Below are 17,961 nucleotides of genomic sequence, written 5' to 3'. Positions count from 1 at the left end.
ATTGATGCCTCAGAAAGTTCGAGTCCGGGTGAGCAGCATGTGGTGGAGCAAAGGCAAGTCGCGGGTTACCGAAGGCGCACGTGCGCTGGCCTCGCCAATGATCATGTCCCTGGAGCCACGCATGCTATTCGACGGCGCGGTGGCCGCCACGGTTGCCGATTCCGCCCAGGCTGACAGCCAGACCACTGCCGACGCGGTCAAGGCACCGACTGCCGACCAGCCGGTCGCCAGCCAGGACACCCATGGCCAAGCCGATACCACACCGGCGCCCGCTGCGGTGCCGGGGCAGAGCGTGGTGTTCGTAGATTCGCGGGTCAAGGACGCAGGCAGCCTGCTTCAGGGCGTTGCGCCCGGTACTCAGGTGGTTCAGCTGGATGCCAGCAAAGATGGCCTGCAGCAAATCGCGGATTATCTGGACGGCCATCAGGGCGTCAGCTCGGTGCAGATTATCGCCCACGGCAACGCGGGCGATCTGTGGCTGGGCGATAGTTATTTGTCGGCCGACAACGTCGCGGCCCGCAGCGCGGTGCTGGCGGAAATCGGCAAGGACCTGAACGTCGGCGGCGACATCATGATCTACGGCTGCTACACCGCCGAAGGTGAGCGTGGCTTGAGTTTTATCGACTCGCTGGCTCAGTTGACCGGCCGCGATGTGGCCGCTTCCAGCAATCGCACCGGGGTCGGTGGCGACTGGAATCTGGAGATTGCCACCGGCAACATCGAAAGCGCCAACGTCCTCTCGACCACGGCTATGAGCGAGTATCAATGGGGCCTGGCCACCTGGACCGCCACCAACAACGCCAACACGGGCGTTGGCTCACTGCGTGCCGCCATCGCCTCGGCGCAGAACGGTGACATCGTCACCTTTAACAGCAGCATGACGGTGCAGCTGACGTCCGAACTACTGGTCAACAAGAACATCACCGTTGATGGCGACTTGAACAACGACGGCGCGGCTGATGTGATTCTCGATGGTCAGTACAGGACCCGAGTGATTGAAGTGACGTCTGGCAGCATTGTGACGCTCGATGGCCTGGTGATCACCCGAGGCCTGGTGTCGGGCACGGGCGGCAACGGTGGCTACGGTGCCACCGGCGCGATGGCCGGGGGCATTTTCAACGCAGGGATTCTGACCCTGAACAACATTACCGTGACTTCCAACGGCGCTTCTGGTGGCGGTGGCGGCGGCGGTGTCACCGGCGCTTTTTACGGCGGTGGCGGTGGTGGTGGCGGCGGTTTGGGCGGCCAGGGCGGCGGGCATGGCGGTTCGGCAGGGCCGGGCACCGGCACCTTGGGCGGTGGGGCGGGCGGTGGCGGTGCTGGCGGTTATGGCGGCGGTTATGACGCGACCCACATGGGCGGTCGCGGCGGTACTACCACTGGCGGAGCTGGCGGGGAGGGCGTTTCCTATTACAGCAACGGCGGTAACGGTGCGACGGCCACCAATGGCACGATTTCCATTGGCGGTGGCGGCGGCGGGGCCGGTTGGGACAAGGTGGGTGGCGTCGGCGGCAATGCGGTGGGCGGCATTTACAACGCCAGCAGCGGCACCATCACCATCGTCGGCACGTCGACCATCAGCAACAACATCGGCGCCGGTGGCGGCGGTGGCGGTGGCGGCGGCCAGGGCAGCAATGCCAGCAATGGCGGCGAGGGCGGCCGGGGCGTCGGTGCGATCTGGAACAAAGGCACATTGTTGATCACGGCAGCCAACTTCGCCGCCCTGGCCGGTAATGCCGCGGCCAGTGGTGCCGGTGGCACTGCGCAGGGCGGGGGGGCAACCGGCACCTCGCCAACCTCCGTCGCGACAATCTATAACGATGGCGGTGTACTCAACACCGCATATTCGCCGCCGCCGACCGCGACCATTGTGGTCGCTGACAGCACACTGAGCATCGGCGAAACGTCCTTGGTGACGATCACGTTCTCCGAGGCTGTGACCGGTTTCACCAATGCGGATCTCACCATTGCCAACGGCACGTTGACGGCAGTGAGCAGCGGCGATGGCGGCATCACCTGGACGGCAACGTTCACCCCGACCGCCAGTCTTTCCGATACGACCAACGTCATCACCCTGGACAACACCGGGGTGATCAACGGTCTGGGCACCGCCGGCGTCGGTACCACCAACTCCAATAACTACGTCGTCGATACGGCGCGGCCAACCGCCAGCATCGTGTTCACCGACACGGCGCTCAGGGCCGGCGAAACCTCGCTGGTGACCATCACCTTCAACGAAGCGGTCACCGGTCTCACCAACGCCGACCTGACAATTGCCAACGGCACGTTGACCGCGGTGAGCAGCAGCGACGGCGGCATCACCTGGACGGGGACCTTCACCCCGACCGCCAGCATCACCGATGCGACCAACCTGATCACCCTGGACAACACCGGGGTCAGCGACCTGGCGGGCAACGCCGGGAGCGGCACCACCGATTCAAACAATTACGCCATCGATACCGTGCGGCCAACGGCGACCATCGTGGTGACGGACACGGCGCTGAGAATTGGCGAAACCTCTCTGGTGACCATCACCTTCTCCGAGGCGGTAAGCGGTTTCACCAACGCCGACCTGACCATCGCCAACGGCACGTTGACCTCGGTGAGCAGCAGCGACGGCGGCATCACCTGGACCGCCACGTTCACCCCGAACGCGAGCATCAATGACACGACCAACCTGATCACCCTGAACAACACCGGGGTCAGCGATCTGGCGGGCAACGCGGGCAGCGGCACTACCGATTCCAACAACTATGCCATCGATACACTCCGTCCAACCGCGACCATCGTGGTGACGGACACTGCGTTGAGAATTGGTGAAACCTCTCTGGTGACCATCACCTTCTCCGAAGCGGTCAGCGGTTTCACCAATGCGGACCTGACCATCACCAACGGCACGTTGACGGCGGTGAGCAGCAGCGACGGCGGTATCACCTGGACCACCACCTTCACCCCGACTGCCAGCGTCACCGATACGACCAACCTGATCACCCTGGACAACACCGGGGTCAGTGACCTGGCGGGCAATGCCGGCAGCGGCACTACCGACTCTAACAACTACGCCATCGACACCGTGCGCCCAACGGCCACCATCGTGGTCGCGGACACGGCGCTGAGAATTGGCGAAACCTCGCTGGTGACGATCACGTTCTCCGAGGCGGTGAGCGGTTTCACCAACGCGGACCTGACCATTACCAACGGCACGTTGACCGCGGTGAGCAGCAGCAACGGCGGCATCACCTGGACCGCCACCTTCACGCCTTCGGCGAGCATCAATGACACGACCAACCTGATCACCCTGGACAACACCGGCGTGGCGGATCTGGGGGGTAACGCCGGTAGCGGCACCACCGATTCCAACAACTACGCCATCGACACGCTGCGCCCAACCGCGACCATCGTGCTGGCCGATACGGCGCTGACCGCGGGCGAAACCTCGCTGGTGACCATCACCTTCTCCGAGGCGGTGACCGGTTTCACCAACGCCGACCTGAGCATCGCCAACGGTACATTGACCTCGGTGAGCAGCAGCGACGGCGGCATCACCTGGACCGCCACGTTTACCCCGACGGCAGGCATTGTCAGCGCGACCAACGTCATCAACCTGGCCAACACCGGCGTGGCGGATCTGGCAGGCAACACCGGCAGCGGGATCAGTTCCTCGGGCAACTACGCCATCAACACCGCCCCGCCGACCGCGACGATTGTCGTGACCGACACTGCGTTGAGAATCGGTGAAACGTCACTGGTGACCATCACCTTCAACCAGGCCGTGACCGGTTTCACCAACGCTGACCTGACGATTGCCAACGGCACGTTGACCGCGGTGAGCAGCAGTGACGGCGGCATCACCTGGACGGCGACTTTCACCCCGACTACCAGCATTACTGATACGACCAACCTGATCACCTTGGACAACACCGGCGTGCAGGCTGCCGCCACCGGTAACGTGGGCAGCGGCACGACCAGTTCCAACAACTACGCCATCGACACCGTGCGCCCGACGGCCACCATCGTGGTCGCGGACACCGCGCTAAGAATCGGCGAAACCTCGCTGGTGACGATAACGTTCTCCGAAGCGGTCAGCGGTTTCACCAACGCCGACCTGACCATTACCAACGGCACGTTGACCGCGGTAAGCAGCAGCGACGGTGGCATCACCTGGACCGCCACCTTCACGCCCTCCGCGAGCATCAACGACACGACCAACCTGATCACCCTGGACAACACTGGCGTGGCGGATCTGGGGGGTAACGCCGGCAGTGGCACTACCGATTCCAACAACTACGCCATCGACACGTTGCGCCCGACCGCCACGATTGTGCTGGCCGATACGGCACTGACCGCGGGCGAAACTTCGCTGGTGACCATCACCTTCTCCGAGGCAGTAACGGGTTTCACCAACGCTGACCTGAGCATCGCCAACGGTACATTGACCTCGGTGAGCAGCAGCGACGGCGGCATCACCTGGACCGCCACGTTTACCCCGACGGCAGGCATCATCAGCGCGACCAACGTCATCAGTCTGGCCAACACCGGCGTGGCGGATCTGGCGGGCAACACCGGCAGCGGGATCAGTTCCTCGGGCAACTACGCCATCGACACCGCCCCGCCGACCGCGACGATTGTCGTGACCGACACTGCGTTGAGAATCGGTGAAACGTCACTGGTGACCATCACCTTCAGCCAGGCCGTGACCGGTTTCACCAACGCTGACCTGACGATTGCCAACGGTACGTTGACCGCGGTCAGCAGCAGCGATGGCGGCATCACCTGGACGGCGACTTTTACCCCGACTGCCAGTGTCACCGATACGACCAACCTGATCACATTGGACAACACCGGCGTGCAGGCTGCCGCCACCGGTAACGTGGGCAGCGGCACCACCGACTCCAACAACTACGCCATCGATACCGTGCGCCCAACGGCCACCATTGTGGTGGCAGACACGGCGCTGAGAATCGGCGAAACCTCACTGGTGACGATCACGTTCTCCGAAGCGGTCAGCGGTTTCACCAACGCCGACCTGACCATTACCAACGGCACGTTGACCTCGGTGAGCAGCGGCGACGGCGGGATCACCTGGACCGCCACCTTCACGCCTTCGGCGAGCATCAACGACACCACCAACCTGATCACCCTGGACAACACCGGCGTGGCGGATCTGGGGGGTAACGCCGGCAGCGGCACTACCGATTCCAACAACTACGCCGTCGACACGCTGCGCCCGACCGCGACCATCGTGCTGGCTGATACGGCGCTGACCGCGGGCGAAACCTCGCTGGTGACGATCACTTTCTCAGAGGCGGTGACCGGTTTCACCAACGCTGACCTGAGCATCGCCAACGGCACTTTGACCGCGGTGAGCAGCAGTGACGGCGGCATTACCTGGACCGCGACCTTCACCCCAACCGTCGGCGTGAATGACTCGAGCAACGTCATCAGCCTGGCCAACACCGGCGTGGCGGATCTGGCGGGCAACACCGGCAGCGGCACCACCAACTCGGGTAACTACACCATCGATACGGTGTTGCCGACCGCCACTATCGTCGTCGCCGACAATGCGCTGAGCGTTGGTGAAACGTCGCTGGTGACCATTACGTTCAGTGAAGCGGTCAGCGGTTTCACCAACGCCGACCTGACCATCGCCAACGGCACGTTGAGCGCCGTCAGCAGCAGCGATGGCGGCATCACCTGGACCGCCACCTTTACGCCGACCAATGCCATCACCGACACCAGCAACCTCATCACCCTGGATAACAGCGGTGTACAAAACGGCTCGGGCAACGCCGGTAGTGGCACCACCGATTCCAACAACTACGCCATCGACACCGTGCGCCCCACAGCCACCATCGTGGTCGCGGACGCGGCGCTGGCGGTGGGTCAAACGTCGGTAGTGACCATCACGTTCTCCGAGGCGGTCACCGGTTTTACCACGGCCGATCTGACGGTGAGCAACGGTACCCTGAGCAATCTGAGTACCAGCGATAACATCACCTATACCGCGACCCTGACACCGACGGCGAGCGTCACCGATTCGACCAATCTGATTACTCTGGACAACACCGGAGTGATCGATGGGGCCGGCAACACGGGCGCCGGTACCACCGATTCGAATAACTACGCCATCGACAGCCAGCGTCCGACCGCGACCATCGTGCTGAGCGACACGACCCTGAAACCGGGCGAAACCGCGCTGGTGACCATCACCTTCAGCGAGGCGGTAACGGGTTTCGACAACAGTGACCTGAGCATCGCCAACGGCACGTTGAGCGCGGTGAGCAGCAGCGACGGCGGCCTCACCTGGACCGGGACCTTCACTCCGACCGCAGGGATTACGGACACCAGCAACATCATCATCCTGAGCAACAGCGGCGTCTCGGACGTGGCCGGCAACACCGGGGCGGGCACCACCAACTCGGCCAACTATGTGGTGGAAACCGAGGTGCCGACCGCCACCATCGTGGTTGCCGACAATGCGCTGAAGGTTGGCGAAACCTCGTTGGTCACCATCACGTTCAGCTCGGCGGTCAGTGGTTTTGACAACGCCGACCTGACGGTAGCCAACGGCACCCTCAGCAACGTCTCGTCCATCGATGGTGGCGTGACCTGGACCGCGACCTTCACACCTACGGTCAGCGTGACGGACACCACTAACCTGATCAGCCTGGACAACAGTGGAGTGACCAACGCGTCGGGCAATAGCGGCGTCGGCGTGACCGATTCCAACAACTACGCGATTGATACCGCTCGCCCGACCGCAACCATTGTGGTCGCGGACAATAAACTGGGTATCGGCGAGACCACTACCGTCACCATTACCTTCAGTGAAGCGGTGTCCGGTTTCGACCTGTCGGACCTCAGCGTCGCCAATGGCGTGCTGTCCAACCTGGCCAGCAGCGACGGCGGTGTGACCTGGACCGCCACGCTCACACCGACCGCGAGCCTTAACGATGCGACCAACCTGATCCTGCTCGACACCGGCAATGTGCTCGATGCGGCGGGCAATGCCGGCGCCAGCATCGCCATTTCCAACAACTACGCGCTCGATGCGACCCGCCCGACCGTCACCATCGTGGTTGCCAACCCGAACCTGGGTATTGGCCAGACGACACTGGTGACCTTCACGTTCAGCGAAGCGGTAAGCGACTTCGATTTGTCGGATCTGAGTGTGACTAATGGCGAGTTGACCAACCTGGCCAGCAGCAACGGCGGCAAGACCTGGACCGGAACCTTCACCCCCACCGCGAACATCACCGACCCGAGCAACTTCATTGCGCTGGACACCAGCAATGTGACGGACCTGGCGGGCAACATCGGCGCCAGCGTCGCGGTTTCCAACAACTACGCCATCGACGGCGAACGGCCGGCGGCCACGGTGGTGGTGGCCAACCCGAACCTGGGCGTGGGCCAGACCTCGTTGGTGACCTTCACCTTCAACGAAGCAGTGACTGGCTTCGACCTGTCCGACATCAGCGTGGCGAACGGCAGCTTGTCCAACCTGAGCAGCAGCGATGGTGGTAGAACCTGGACCGCGACCCTGACGCCGAACGCCAATGTCAGCAGTGCCAACAATGCGATCAGCCTGAGCGTCGCGGGCGTCAGCGATTCAGCAGGCAACACGGGCAGCGGTGTCAGCCTGTCGAACAGCTATGCGATCAATACGGTCGTTGCACCATCGTCGCCGACTGTCGTGGTGCCGCCGGAGCCGGAGTTCCGGGTCACGGACCCTGTCACCGTGCCCGATCTGCCCAACGTGCCATTGCAACCGATCATCTTCACCCCGCCCACTGGCGATCTCGGCTCGCCGCTGACCTTTACCCCGCTGTTTGAACAGCGGGTGATCGGCAACGGCATTCGGCCTCTGGGCGACATTTTCATGAGCCATGGGGCGCTGGCGCCTAGCTTTATCGCGCAGGTATTCAGCAGCAGTGAGAACGGTGGCGATGGCTCAGGTCAAGGCTTCCTCGGTTTTGGCGGCGGTGACGGTGGGGTCTTTGGCAGCAGCACGCTGTCGAATCTATTCAATCAGGACACTGGTAGCGAGGGGGACTCGCTGAACGCCTTCGGCAATAACTCAATCAGGATGGGAGATGCTTCCCAAGGGCTGCGCGGCGTGTTTGGCGCACCGAGTCTTGGTCAGCAATTGCAACAACTCAAGGACACCGAGCAGCGGCAGGTAGAAAGCCTGGCCGCGGCTTTGCAACAGGTCGGCATCAGTGAAATGCAGGCCTGAAAAAATTATTAAAGCAGGGCGGCACCTGGGGGCTCCAAGGATGAAGAGAAGTCAGAAGTTATTCGGCGCCAGCTTGCTGGCGCTGGCGATCAGCGGATGTGCAGTCACTAGTGAACCGATCGAACGCAGCGTCAGCCAGCAGCGCGCCAAAAGCGATCTGCAAAACATGTACACGGGGCAGGAGCCTCTCAGCGGCCCACTGACCCTGCACCAGGCCATGGCCCGCGCGGTGAAATACAACCTCGAAGGCCGGCTCAAGATCATGGAAGAGGCCCTGGCCAAGCGCCAACTCGACCTCGCCAGTTTCGACATGTTGCCGCGCATGGCGTTGGACGCCGGGTACGTGGGGCGTAATAACGTCAGCGCTTCCAGCAGTCAGAGCGTGGAAACCGGCGCCCAGTCCCTGGAACCGTCGACCTCCCAGGACCGCGACCGTGAAGTGGCGGACCTGACCATGGTCTGGAACGTGCTCGACTTTGGCGTCAGCTATATCAGCGCCAAACAGCAGGGCGATCAGCGGCTGATCGTGCAGGAGCGGCGGCGCAAGGTAATCAATACCATCGTGCAGGACGTGCGCTCGGCCTATTGGCGAGCGATGGCCGCCGAACGTTTGCTCAAACAGATCGACAGCCTGATGGCCCGGGTCGAAACCGCCCGCAACAATAGTCAGAGCATGAGCGAGCAGCGCATCGGCGATCCGATTCAGTCGCTGGGTTATCAGCGCTCGCTGATCGAGGCCACTCGGCAGCTGGAAGAGCAACGCCGCGCGCTGTCGCTGGCGAAAACTGAACTGGCGACCCTGATCAACCTGCCTCTGAGCACCCATCTGACGCTGGCGACACAGGACGATTACGTCATTCCGGAGCTCAAGGTCGACCTCGCCAGCCTGGAACAGGAAGCCCTGACCAGTCGGCCGGAGTTGCGAGAGCAGGATTACCAGACCCGCATCAGCGCCGCCGAAACCCGTAAAGCCATGCTGCGCCTGCTGCCGGGGCTGGAGTTTTCCGCTGGCGGGCATTACGACAGCAACTCGTTTTTGGTGGAGCAGGGCTGGGCGGACTACGGGGTGAAAGTCACCTGGAACCTGTTCAATGTGATTTCCGCGCCCGCCGCGATTGACGTCGCCAAGGCCGGTGAAGAAGTCGCCACGGCGCGCCGACAGGCGATGTCGATTGCCATACTGGCGCAGCTTTACGTGGCCAACGCCAACTATCGCGAAGCGATGCGGCAGTTCAAAACCAATCAGCAACTGTCAGACATCGACGGGCAAATCGTCGGCCAACTGCGCAATCGCCATCAGGCGGCCGGGTTGGGTGAACTGGATCTGATCCAGGGCGAACTGAACACGTTGCAGGCCGATCTGCGTCGCGACCTGTCCTACGCCGACTTGCGCAATGCTTACGGGCAAATCTTCGCCAGCGCCGGTCTCGATCCGCTGCCGGACGAAGTGCAATCGACCGAAGTCCAGTCCATCGCCACGGCCCTGGCCAATCGCGAAGAGGCGTGGGCGGCGGGCAACATCTCAGTGCCGGTGGCCCATGCCCCGGTCCAATAACCTGCTGGCGCCGACGGCGAGCATCAGCCGCGCCCAAAGGGAGACCCGCAATGGTCATCGTGGCGCGGCGATTCTGCTGACCGGTTTACCGGCCGCGGGCAAGTCGACATTGGCCCAGGCACTGCACGCCGAGTTGTTCGAACACGGCGTGCAAAGTGTGGTGCTCGATGGCGACGGATTGCGGGTCGGGCTCAATCGCGATCTGGGGTTTACCGACAGCGATCGCCTGGAAAACATCCGCCGCGCCAGCGAACTGGCGGCACTGTTGGTCGAGAACGGGCAGATTGTCATCCTCGCGATGATCGCCCCCTTGGTGGAGTTGCGTGAATTGTTCGCCCGACGGTTGGGCGAGGATTACCGCGAAGTCTGGTGCAGCGCCTCGTTGGCGGTGTGTGAACAGCGTGACCCCAAAGGTCATTACGCCCGGGCTCGACGCGGTGAATTGGCGGGGTTTACCGGAGTTTCCGCGCCTTACGAACCACCGCCGTCTGCGTCGCTGGTGCTCGACACCGGCGCGCTGTCGGTCGAGGCCTGCCTCGACCGTTTGCTGACCTGGCTCGGCGAATGCGCGGTGCTGTCGAAACGATGAGTCGGCCGGCCTTTTCCCGCTTGCCGGTAACGGTGGATTTGCCGTTGCTGTTGCAGGCGCTGGCGACGATTGGCGAGGAAGACTGGCACAGTCACTTCAATAGCGATTATTACGCTGGCGACTGGAGCGGCGTGGCGCTGATTTCCGCGGCCGATGCCTTGACTGAACTGTCGCCCGGTCGTGGTGAGACTCTTTTGCGTGCGCCCTGGCTGCAAGATGCTCGATGGCAGCAAGGGCTGCGGGATCTGCCGCTGGAAATCGTCTGCGCGCGCCTGTTGCGGCTCAGCCCGGGCGGGCGCATCCATGAGCATCGCGACTATGACCTGGGCGAGCCAGACGCTGACCTGCGTCTGCACATTCCGCTGCTCAGCCCGCCTCAAGTGGACTTTCTGCTGGACGGCCGGCGCATGCCGATGGCCGCTGGCGAATGCTGGTTTCTCGACCTGTCGCGACCTCATCGTGTGGACAATCGCGATACCCGGGCACGGATTCATCTGGTGCTCGATTGCCGGCCCGGTGCCTGGCTGGAGCAGGCGATTATCGACGGGCTGCCAACTACGCCGTTACCGGCAATCGGTCAGGACGTTTTTGCGCAGTTCAAGGCACTGGTGACCAGCGATCCGCAGCTGCGCAAGTCCTTGCAGGAATTGCAGGACAACGAAACCTTTATCGCCCGCACCCTGGAGCTGGCCGCCGAGTGCGGACTTGCGTTCACCCGTGAAGAACTGCGCGCGGCGATGCGCGACGGTCGTCGTCAATGGAATGAACAATGGAGCGCCTGAACCTCGAAGGCTGGTTGCCGATCCGTGTCTGGCAAGAGGCCGGGCAATGGCAAGTCGACTGGTGCTGGTTCGGTGGCACGCGGCTGCATCAGCCGTTTTTTCGTGATGCGGTGGAAGACGCGCTGCGACTGCCGTTCAATCAGGTGTTTCGCCAAAAAACGGCATTGTCGACCCTCGCTGACTGGCAGGTTTGCAGTCCCGGTTTGACGCCGAGTGCCTTTATCTTTCACGCCTCTCGCTGCGGCTCGACCCTGATCAGCCAGATGCTGGCGCAACTCGACAACCACATCGTCATCAGCGAACCACCGCCGCTGGATGCGTTGCTGCGCAGTGATTTGCCCGCCGTCGAGCGCCGTGCCGCCATCAAAGGGTTGCTGTCTGCCTACGGGCAACGTCGGCTTGGCGTGGAGCAACGGCTGGTGATCAAACTCGACGCCTGGAACATTGGTGAACTGCCGTTATTGCGCGAGTGCTTCCCTGAAACGCCGTGGTTGTTTCTTTATCGCGATCCACTGGAAATCGCCGTCTCGCATCTGCGTCGCCCGGGCATGCACATGGTGCCGGGGATGATCGGGGCGAGTGTGCTGGATGAGGAATGTCCGTTCAGCAGCCGTGAGGATTTCATCGTCCGGCGGTTGGGTCGATTGCTGGCTGAGGGGTTAGCGCAATGCCTGGCGTTTGGCGGTCTGGCGGTGAATTACAGCGAATTGCCGCAGGCGATGGCGGGGCGCTTGGCAGCGTTCTTTGCTTTGGACATCGAGCAGCGCAAGCAAGTGTTTGCGGCGGCGGGACAACATGCCAAGCAGCTGTCGCAGGTGTTTATCGGTGATAGCGATGACAAGCGTCGTGACGCCTCGGTGCTGCTTCGTGAGCGGGTGGAACGTTGGGCGCGGGAGCCTTATGAGGCATTGGAAAAGGATCGCAGCCTTCGGCAGCTCCTACAATGGCCCGGCGTACTCCTGTAGGGGGCTGCCGAAGGCTGCGATCTTTTGGAGGCGAGAGATTCCCTCAAGGCTTCGACGACAAATCCGCCATTCCTTTGAGCAACTCGATCGGCAGCGGGAAGACGATGGTCGAACTCTTGTCCCCGGCAATCGAACTCAGCGTCTGCATATAACGCAACTGCATGGCGCCCGGCTGGCGGCCGAGCATTTCGGCAGCCTGCATGAGTTTTTCCGAGGCCTGCAATTCACCTTCGGCGTGGATCACTTTGGCCCGACGTTCCCGTTCGGCCTCGGCCTGTTTGGCGATGGCGCGAATCATCGATTCGTTGAGGTCCACGTGCTTGATCTCGACGTTGGCCACCTTGATGCCCCAGGCGTCAGTTTGAGCATCGAGCACTTGCTGGATATCGACGTTCAAGCGTTCCCGTTCGGCCAGCAATTCATCGAGTTCATGTTTACCCAGCACCGCCCGCAACGTGGTCTGGGCCAGTTGACTGGTGGCCATGAGAAAGTCTTCGACTTGAATGATCGCCCTTTGCGGATCGAGCACGCGAAAATACAGCACCGCATTGACCTTGACCGAGACGTTGTCGCGGGTGATCACGTCTTGCGGCGGTACGTCGAGCACCACGGTACGCAGGTCGACACGAACCATTTGCTGAACCACCGGAATCAGCAGGATCAGGCCAGGGCCTTTGACCTGCCAGAAGCGTCCGAGCTGGAACACCACGCCGCGCTCATATTCGCGCAGGATGCGGAAGGTCGACCCCGCCAGTGCAATCAGCAATAACAGCAGCGCGGCAAAACCCAGTTGCAGGCCCATGACTATTCTCCGCCATCGTTGTTCATTGCGGGCGCCGCGTCCGCCGCGGCCACTTCCAGCAGCAGCCCCTTGCGTGCCACCACCCGGACCTGTTGACCCGGTTGCAGCGGTGTTTCGCTCAACACCTGCCATTGCTCGCCTTGCAGATGGACCCAGCCGATATACGCATCGCCAGCCTGCAACGACGTTACCTGCGTCACGCTGCCCAGTAATTCGTCATCGCCGCTGACGTTGCGGCGCGGTCGGGTTTTCAAGGCGCGGATCAGCAGGAAAGTCAGCAGCAGTGCACTGATCAGCCCCAGACCGATCATCAAGGGAATAGGGACTTCGGCATTGGTCAGAATCACCGCGCCGATCACGAACATCACAAGGCCGCCCAGACCGACCACGCCGTAATTGGGCAAGGCCGCCTCGGCGATCAAAAACGCAATGCCGAACGTGATCAGCCAGATCCCGAGGGGGTCGGGAACCAGCACTACGAGAGTGTCCGCTGCGAAAACCGATCCGCTCAAGGCCAGCAGCAGCGCCATTGCACAGTAACGAATGTTCACTTGCCCCTCCGCAAGAGTCATTCCGTCCACGCGTCGTTCATGACTCTGTATACAAGTCTAGTTGACCCTGCATTTGTATGAATTTTGACCCGTTGTCGACGGCGTCCGACGGGCGGATTTCCCGCCGGATCCCCTCGGTAGGCCTAGACTTTTAATGGAGACAAAAAAGTTAACTGTCGTCCGCGATTTCGTTGCTACGGACACCGAGGTGCATCATGCGTATGGCAAAAACCGTGCAGAACAGCCTCGAAAAGGCTCACTGCGAATATGACATCGTTTCTCACCCGCATTCGGCCAGCAGCCTTGAAACGGCTCGGCTCGCGGGCATTCCTGCCGAACGGGTCGCCAAATCGGTGATTCTCGACGACAAACACGGCCATTACTTGATGGCCGTACTGCCCGCCAGCTGTCACCTGGACCTGAGCAAAGTACGTGGCAGCGGCGAATGGCAAGTCACCCGTGAAAGCGACCTGCCGCGCCTGTTCGACGATTGCGAGCGCGGCGCCGTGCCTGCATTGGGTGAATCCTACGGGATGGACATGGTCATCGACCCACTGCTGACCCGGCAGAAAGACATCTACCTCGAAGCCGGCAACCACAGCAACCTGGTGCACATGAGCGTGCCGGAATTTCTGAAAATGGTGCCGCATGCCCAGGTGCGCGAGTTGAGTCAGTCGGCATAGCGCTGCCGTCAATCGCGGGCAAACCCGCTCCCACTGGAGTTGCAAAAAACCTGTGGGAGCGGGCTTGCCCGCGATTGACCGCGTAGCGGTCATCCCAATTTAGCCATTACGAAGGAGCCAGACATGGAATCCCCAACCCACAGCCTCCCATCGCTGTTCAAACAACTCGGCCTGCCTGATGACGCCGAAAGCATCGATAAATTCATCGCGACCCACTCACCGCTCAAACCCGAACTGCACCTGGCGGACGCGTTCTTCTGGAGTGAGAGTCAGGCAGAGCTGCTGCGTGAGGAGATTCTGGATGATGCGGATTGGGCGGAAGTGGTGGATCAGCTGGATGTGCTGCTGAGGAAAGGGCGAGGGGTATAAAAAATCTGAATGAAAATGGCGAAATGTAAAAAAACTGTTGAGGTGTAAGAAATCTGAGCAAAAACTCAATTTTTCAGTTTTTTCAAAGGTTGCTCAGAAACAGTCAATAGACCAGAATAAAGACCTCTATTGAGGTCTTTATTATGCAAAGTGTTCTGGCCGACATGGCAGTTAGCGTGTCTGAGTTGAAGAAAAACCCATCTGCAGTTCTGAGTAATGCTCATGGTGGGCCTGTGGCAGTGCTGAACCATAACCGAGTAATGGGATACATGGTTCCGGCCGATGTTTTCGAGCAAATGATGGAGCGCCTCGATGACTTCGAGTTGGCGGAAATTGTTCGCTCTCGTAGAAATGAAACCCCGGTCCCGGTAAGCCTGGATGACCTATAAGCTTGAGTTCCTGCCATCCGCACGCAAGGAGTGGGACAAGCTGGGGCATACATTGCGTGAGCAGTTCAAAAAGAAACTGGCGGAACGACTTGAATTGCCTCGAATCCCTTCCGACTCACTGCATGGAATGCCTGATTGCTACAAAATAAAGTTGAAGTCATCGGGATACAGGCTTGTGTATCAAGTTTTTGATGAGCGTGTAGTCGTTTCTGTGGTGGCGGTTGGTAAGCGCGAACGCAGCGATGTGTACGACCGAGCCAAGAAGCGCTGATAGTTCTTAGGCCTCTCCTGTTTTTGTCGATGCTCAAGCATCGACCCGACGTACGGGCGCAACTGGCCTCGGCCCACCCAAGTCGCCAATGAGCCAGATAGATTTGTTCCTTACTTTCGGCGGCGGCCCGGAAAGCGGACGAACGCAAGGGTCACAACCCGGCAAACCCTGAGGCCGTTGCTATGCTTTGTTTTGATGGGGGCGCGCGGCGAACCCGTCGATCAGGCTTGCGTTGGTCATGGGGATCTAATAATGAAAAACCCTTATGCTCCCGGCTTCTGGTGCGCCATTGCGGCATTGGTTTTGCTGTCGGCCACCTATTTCTACGGCGTCATGCTGGCCCACCAGCTCGACAAGGCGCTGATATTCCTCGACAGCGCGGCGGCGTTGATCGCCGTGATGGCTATCGTGGTGGTCGCCTGGGCTTCTTTACAGAACCAGCGCATCAAGAAACGCCAACTCGAACAAGGCAAGACCCTGGTGCTGATATGGGACACCAAGGTGGCTTTGCGTCGTGTCGAAACCGTGTTCGACCGGTATTTCTGGGGCAGTTATTGGCAACCGGGACGCACCTTCCAGGAAGTCATGGGCGAACTCACCGGCACGCCGCTGGAAAAAAGCCTCGAAACTTTGAAAAAACAATGCCTGGCGCTGGACAAGCAAGTGGCCGATGAAGGGTGGCACTGGCTCAACAATGCGCGAGAGCTGTCCGATGTCGCCAATGCCATGGCCCGTGAGCGCTATCAGCTGGAGTTTTGTGACCCACGCGGGGAAGTGACGGGCGGGGCGGTGATCAATCGGGATTTTGAAGTGCTGGTGTATACGTGGACGGCGCGGCTCAAGAGCTTTGATCATCAATTGGATGAAATTGAGGTTCAGTATTCCTGAATTGATGTTGGCTGGACGGACGCCTTCGCGGGCAAGCCTCGCTCCTACAGGTTCGCGCCGTGCGTGATATTCGTGAATGACCCCAATCCTGTAGGAGCGAGGCTTGCCCGCGAAGGCGATTGCATGACCGCCGAAACTCTCAGCCCTTGCCAGTTGTCCACAAGCAGCAATATCCCATGGACACTCTTTCACCTTTAATCATTGGGCCGCTTTGCGGCGCAAATGCTAATCTCCATCCCACTTTCAGCGAAGTCGAGCCGCAACCTGTCATGGGTTCAGGGAAGACGACCATACTTTCAACAACGGACATTGAACGGGTACTTCATGAATAAATCAGCAGGCGTGCTTCTAGGAATTGTCGTGGCCATCGGTGCGATCAGTGCCGGCGGGGCGTGGTACACCGGCTCCAAACTCGATGGGGTGCTGAACACCTCGATCGCCGACGCCAACAAAGAACTGCAAGCCGCACTGGCAGGTTCCAATGGCAAGGCGTCGCTGGAATTGGTGTCGCTGGACCGCCATGTATTCAGCAGCACCGCGCACTACCGCCTCAAGGGCGAAGGCGAGATGTTTGGTGAAGCGCCGGTCGAGTTGCTGTTCGTCGACCGCATCGAGCACGGTCCGCTGCCGTTTTCGCGTCTGGTATCGCTGAAGTGGTTGCCGGTCCTGGCCACCAGTCACTACGAGCTGGAAAAAACCCCGCTGACCGAGAAGTGGTTCGCTGCCGCCAAGGACAAATCCCCGGTCAAAGGCGTGGTCAATATTGGCTACGACAATTCCACCAAGGGCACCCTCGAGTTTTTGCCGCTGGAAACAGCGCTGGATGACAAATCCAATTTGACCTTCTCCGGCATGAAACTCGATGTAGCCGCCAGTGCCCAGGCGCAAAAGGTCAAGGCAGACGGTTACATGGACAGCCTGAAGCTGACCACCGTGGCCGAAGATCAGACCCCGGTGCAGGTCGAGCTCAACGGCTTGACCGTGGCCAGTAACCTGAACAAAAGCACGTACGGTTATTACACCGGCGAAAACACCATCGAGCTGACCAACAGCAAGACCACCTTCGGGGCCAAGCAGTCGGTACTCGGCGTCAAGAACTTTGAAATGAAGAACAAGACCGAGGAATCGGGCACCAACGCTTCGGGGCGTGCCGACTACAAGGTCGGTGAAGTGTCCTTGAACGGCAAGGTTATCGGCTCTGCGCAGATGGCCATGAGCCTGAAAAATCTCGACATCCCGTCAACGATGTCGCTGATGCAGATCTATCAGACCAAGCTGCAACCGTACGAAAAGGCCGCCACTGAAGCCGCTGCCGCCGGACTACCGGCGCCGGAACTGAACCTGACGCCGGCCGAAGAGGCACAGGTCAAGGCCGGTCTGGAAAAACTGCTGGCCGCCGGCCCGCAGGTGGCTCTGGAAAACCTGTCGTTCAACACCAGCAACGGCGAAAGCCGCGCCAATATGGTGCTGGACCTGACCAAACCACAGTCCATGGATCTGCCGCCAGACCAGTTGGTCAAGCAGTTGATCGCCCTGTTGGACTTCAACCTGTTGGTGTCCAAGCCAATGCTGGTTGACGTGCTCACCGTGCAGTCGCAAATCGACGGCCAGACTGACGCCAAGCTCATTGCCGATCAGGCGAGCGCAACCGCCGACATGTTCAGCAGCATGGCGGTCGGCACGCAACTGGCGAAACTGGACGGTAACAACGTCGTCACCAAGCTGCACTACGCCAACAATCAGGTGGACTTCAACGGCCAGAAAATGACCCTCGAAGAATTTGTCGGCTTCGTGATGAGCAAACTCGGCGGCACTGGCAACGTCACCCTCCAGTAAAACCGCAGGCTCTACCGCAACGCCCGGCCTCTGCAACACGCAGAC

13 protein-coding genes are annotated in these 17,961 nt (G+C 60.7%); 11 read left to right on the top strand and 2 right to left on the bottom strand.

Annotated features, from left to right (window positions below):
• Positions 1-37 precede the first annotated feature (37 nt).
• The 5 genes from NHU87_RS08410 to NHU87_RS08390 are packed head-to-tail and all read left to right on the top strand — an operon-like array spanning position 38 to position 12,127.
• Complete coding sequence (locus tag NHU87_RS08410; RefSeq protein ID WP_253547344.1) at positions 38-8,236, top strand: Ig-like domain-containing protein; 8,199 nt, start codon at positions 38-40, stop codon at positions 8,234-8,236.
• Positions 8,237-8,276: 40 nt separating this feature from the next.
• The gene (locus tag NHU87_RS08405) at positions 8,277-9,791 is read left to right on the top strand and encodes a TolC family protein (RefSeq protein WP_253547343.1); all 1,515 of its coding nucleotides are present in this window, start codon (positions 8,277-8,279) and stop codon (positions 9,789-9,791) included.
• On the top strand, positions 9,775-10,380 hold the full coding sequence (gene cysC / locus NHU87_RS08400) for an adenylyl-sulfate kinase (RefSeq protein ID WP_253547341.1): 606 nt from the start codon (positions 9,775-9,777) through the stop codon (positions 10,378-10,380). Before NHU87_RS08405 ends, cysC begins: the two co-directional genes overlap by 17 nt.
• Positions 10,377-11,162, top strand: coding sequence for an aspartyl/asparaginyl beta-hydroxylase domain-containing protein (locus tag NHU87_RS08395; protein ID WP_253547339.1), 786 nt, complete (start codon positions 10,377-10,379; stop codon positions 11,160-11,162). Before cysC ends, NHU87_RS08395 begins: the two co-directional genes overlap by 4 nt.
• Positions 11,150-12,127 (top strand): sulfotransferase, encoded by a 978-nt coding sequence (locus tag NHU87_RS08390; protein ID WP_253547337.1) that lies wholly within the window; start codon positions 11,150-11,152, stop codon positions 12,125-12,127. Before NHU87_RS08395 ends, NHU87_RS08390 begins: the two co-directional genes overlap by 13 nt.
• 43 nt (positions 12,128-12,170) lie before the next feature.
• Here NHU87_RS08390 and NHU87_RS08385 read toward each other — a convergent pair whose 3' ends face one another.
• Positions 12,171-12,929, bottom strand: coding sequence for a slipin family protein (locus NHU87_RS08385; protein ID WP_008009522.1), 759 nt, complete (start codon positions 12,927-12,929; stop codon positions 12,171-12,173).
• Between the two features lie 2 nt (positions 12,930-12,931).
• Positions 12,932-13,480: an NfeD family protein gene (locus NHU87_RS08380; RefSeq protein ID WP_253547335.1), complete on the bottom strand. Its 549-nt coding sequence runs from the start codon at positions 13,478-13,480 to the stop codon at positions 12,932-12,934.
• Between the two features lie 215 nt (positions 13,481-13,695).
• Here NHU87_RS08380 and NHU87_RS08375 point away from each other — a divergent pair, with 215 nt between their 5' ends.
• The 6 genes from NHU87_RS08375 to NHU87_RS08350 all read left to right on the top strand — a co-directional run bounded on the left by NHU87_RS08375 (position 13,696) and on the right by NHU87_RS08350 (position 17,916).
• Entirely contained in the window at positions 13,696-14,163 is a 468-nt protein-coding gene (locus tag NHU87_RS08375) for an aminoacyl-tRNA deacylase (protein WP_253547333.1), read from the top strand.
• 123 nt (positions 14,164-14,286) lie between these two features.
• Positions 14,287-14,532, top strand: a complete 246-nt coding sequence (locus tag NHU87_RS08370) for a DUF2789 domain-containing protein (protein ID WP_008068578.1) — start codon at positions 14,287-14,289, stop codon at positions 14,530-14,532.
• A 143-nt stretch (positions 14,533-14,675) separates the two neighbouring features.
• Positions 14,676-14,921 carry a type II toxin-antitoxin system Phd/YefM family antitoxin gene (locus NHU87_RS08365; protein ID WP_253547331.1) on the top strand — a complete coding sequence of 82 codons (246 nt, stop codon included), beginning with the start codon at positions 14,676-14,678 and terminating at the stop codon, positions 14,919-14,921.
• Positions 14,911-15,192 carry a type II toxin-antitoxin system RelE family toxin gene (locus tag NHU87_RS08360; RefSeq protein ID WP_007899567.1) on the top strand — a complete coding sequence of 94 codons (282 nt, stop codon included), beginning with the start codon at positions 14,911-14,913 and terminating at the stop codon, positions 15,190-15,192. Before NHU87_RS08365 ends, NHU87_RS08360 begins: the two co-directional genes overlap by 11 nt.
• Positions 15,193-15,444: 252 nt before the next feature.
• Positions 15,445-16,080, top strand: coding sequence for an NADH:ubiquinone oxidoreductase subunit N (locus NHU87_RS08355; RefSeq protein WP_253547329.1), 636 nt, complete (start codon positions 15,445-15,447; stop codon positions 16,078-16,080).
• Positions 16,081-16,404: 324 nt separating this feature from the next.
• The gene (locus NHU87_RS08350) at positions 16,405-17,916 is read left to right on the top strand and encodes a YdgA family protein (RefSeq protein WP_253547327.1); all 1,512 of its coding nucleotides are present in this window, start codon (positions 16,405-16,407) and stop codon (positions 17,914-17,916) included.
• The last annotated feature ends 45 nt before the right edge of the window (positions 17,917-17,961 follow it).

This window comes from Pseudomonas mandelii, from assembly GCF_024138395.1.
GTDB lineage: Bacteria > Pseudomonadota > Gammaproteobacteria > Pseudomonadales > Pseudomonadaceae > Aquipseudomonas > Aquipseudomonas mandelii_E.
Note: the sequence above shows the minus strand (reverse complement) of the source record. Positions and strands in the feature narration are given on the sequence as shown.

What these genes read in the sequence shown, in the direction of transcription:
- NHU87_RS08410 (WP_253547344.1), top strand. Translation starts at nt 38, where the DNA reads ATGTGGTGGAGCAAAGGCAAGTCGCGGGTTACCGAAGGCGCACGTGCG.
- NHU87_RS08405 (WP_253547343.1), top strand. Translation starts at nt 8,277, where the DNA reads ATGAAGAGAAGTCAGAAGTTATTCGGCGCCAGCTTGCTGGCGCTGGCG.
- cysC (WP_253547341.1), top strand. Translation starts at nt 9,775, where the DNA reads ATGCCCCGGTCCAATAACCTGCTGGCGCCGACGGCGAGCATCAGCCGC.
- NHU87_RS08395 (WP_253547339.1), top strand. Translation starts at nt 10,377, where the DNA reads ATGAGTCGGCCGGCCTTTTCCCGCTTGCCGGTAACGGTGGATTTGCCG.
- NHU87_RS08390 (WP_253547337.1), top strand. Translation starts at nt 11,150, where the DNA reads ATGGAGCGCCTGAACCTCGAAGGCTGGTTGCCGATCCGTGTCTGGCAA.
- NHU87_RS08385 (WP_008009522.1), bottom strand. Translation starts at nt 12,929, where the DNA reads ATGGGCCTGCAACTGGGTTTTGCCGCGCTGCTGTTATTGCTGATTGCA.
- NHU87_RS08375 (WP_253547333.1), top strand. Translation starts at nt 13,696, where the DNA reads ATGCGTATGGCAAAAACCGTGCAGAACAGCCTCGAAAAGGCTCACTGC.
- NHU87_RS08370 (WP_008068578.1), top strand. Translation starts at nt 14,287, where the DNA reads ATGGAATCCCCAACCCACAGCCTCCCATCGCTGTTCAAACAACTCGGC.
- NHU87_RS08365 (WP_253547331.1), top strand. Translation starts at nt 14,676, where the DNA reads ATGCAAAGTGTTCTGGCCGACATGGCAGTTAGCGTGTCTGAGTTGAAG.
- NHU87_RS08360 (WP_007899567.1), top strand. Translation starts at nt 14,911, where the DNA reads ATGACCTATAAGCTTGAGTTCCTGCCATCCGCACGCAAGGAGTGGGAC.
- NHU87_RS08355 (WP_253547329.1), top strand. Translation starts at nt 15,445, where the DNA reads ATGAAAAACCCTTATGCTCCCGGCTTCTGGTGCGCCATTGCGGCATTG.
- NHU87_RS08350 (WP_253547327.1), top strand. Translation starts at nt 16,405, where the DNA reads ATGAATAAATCAGCAGGCGTGCTTCTAGGAATTGTCGTGGCCATCGGT.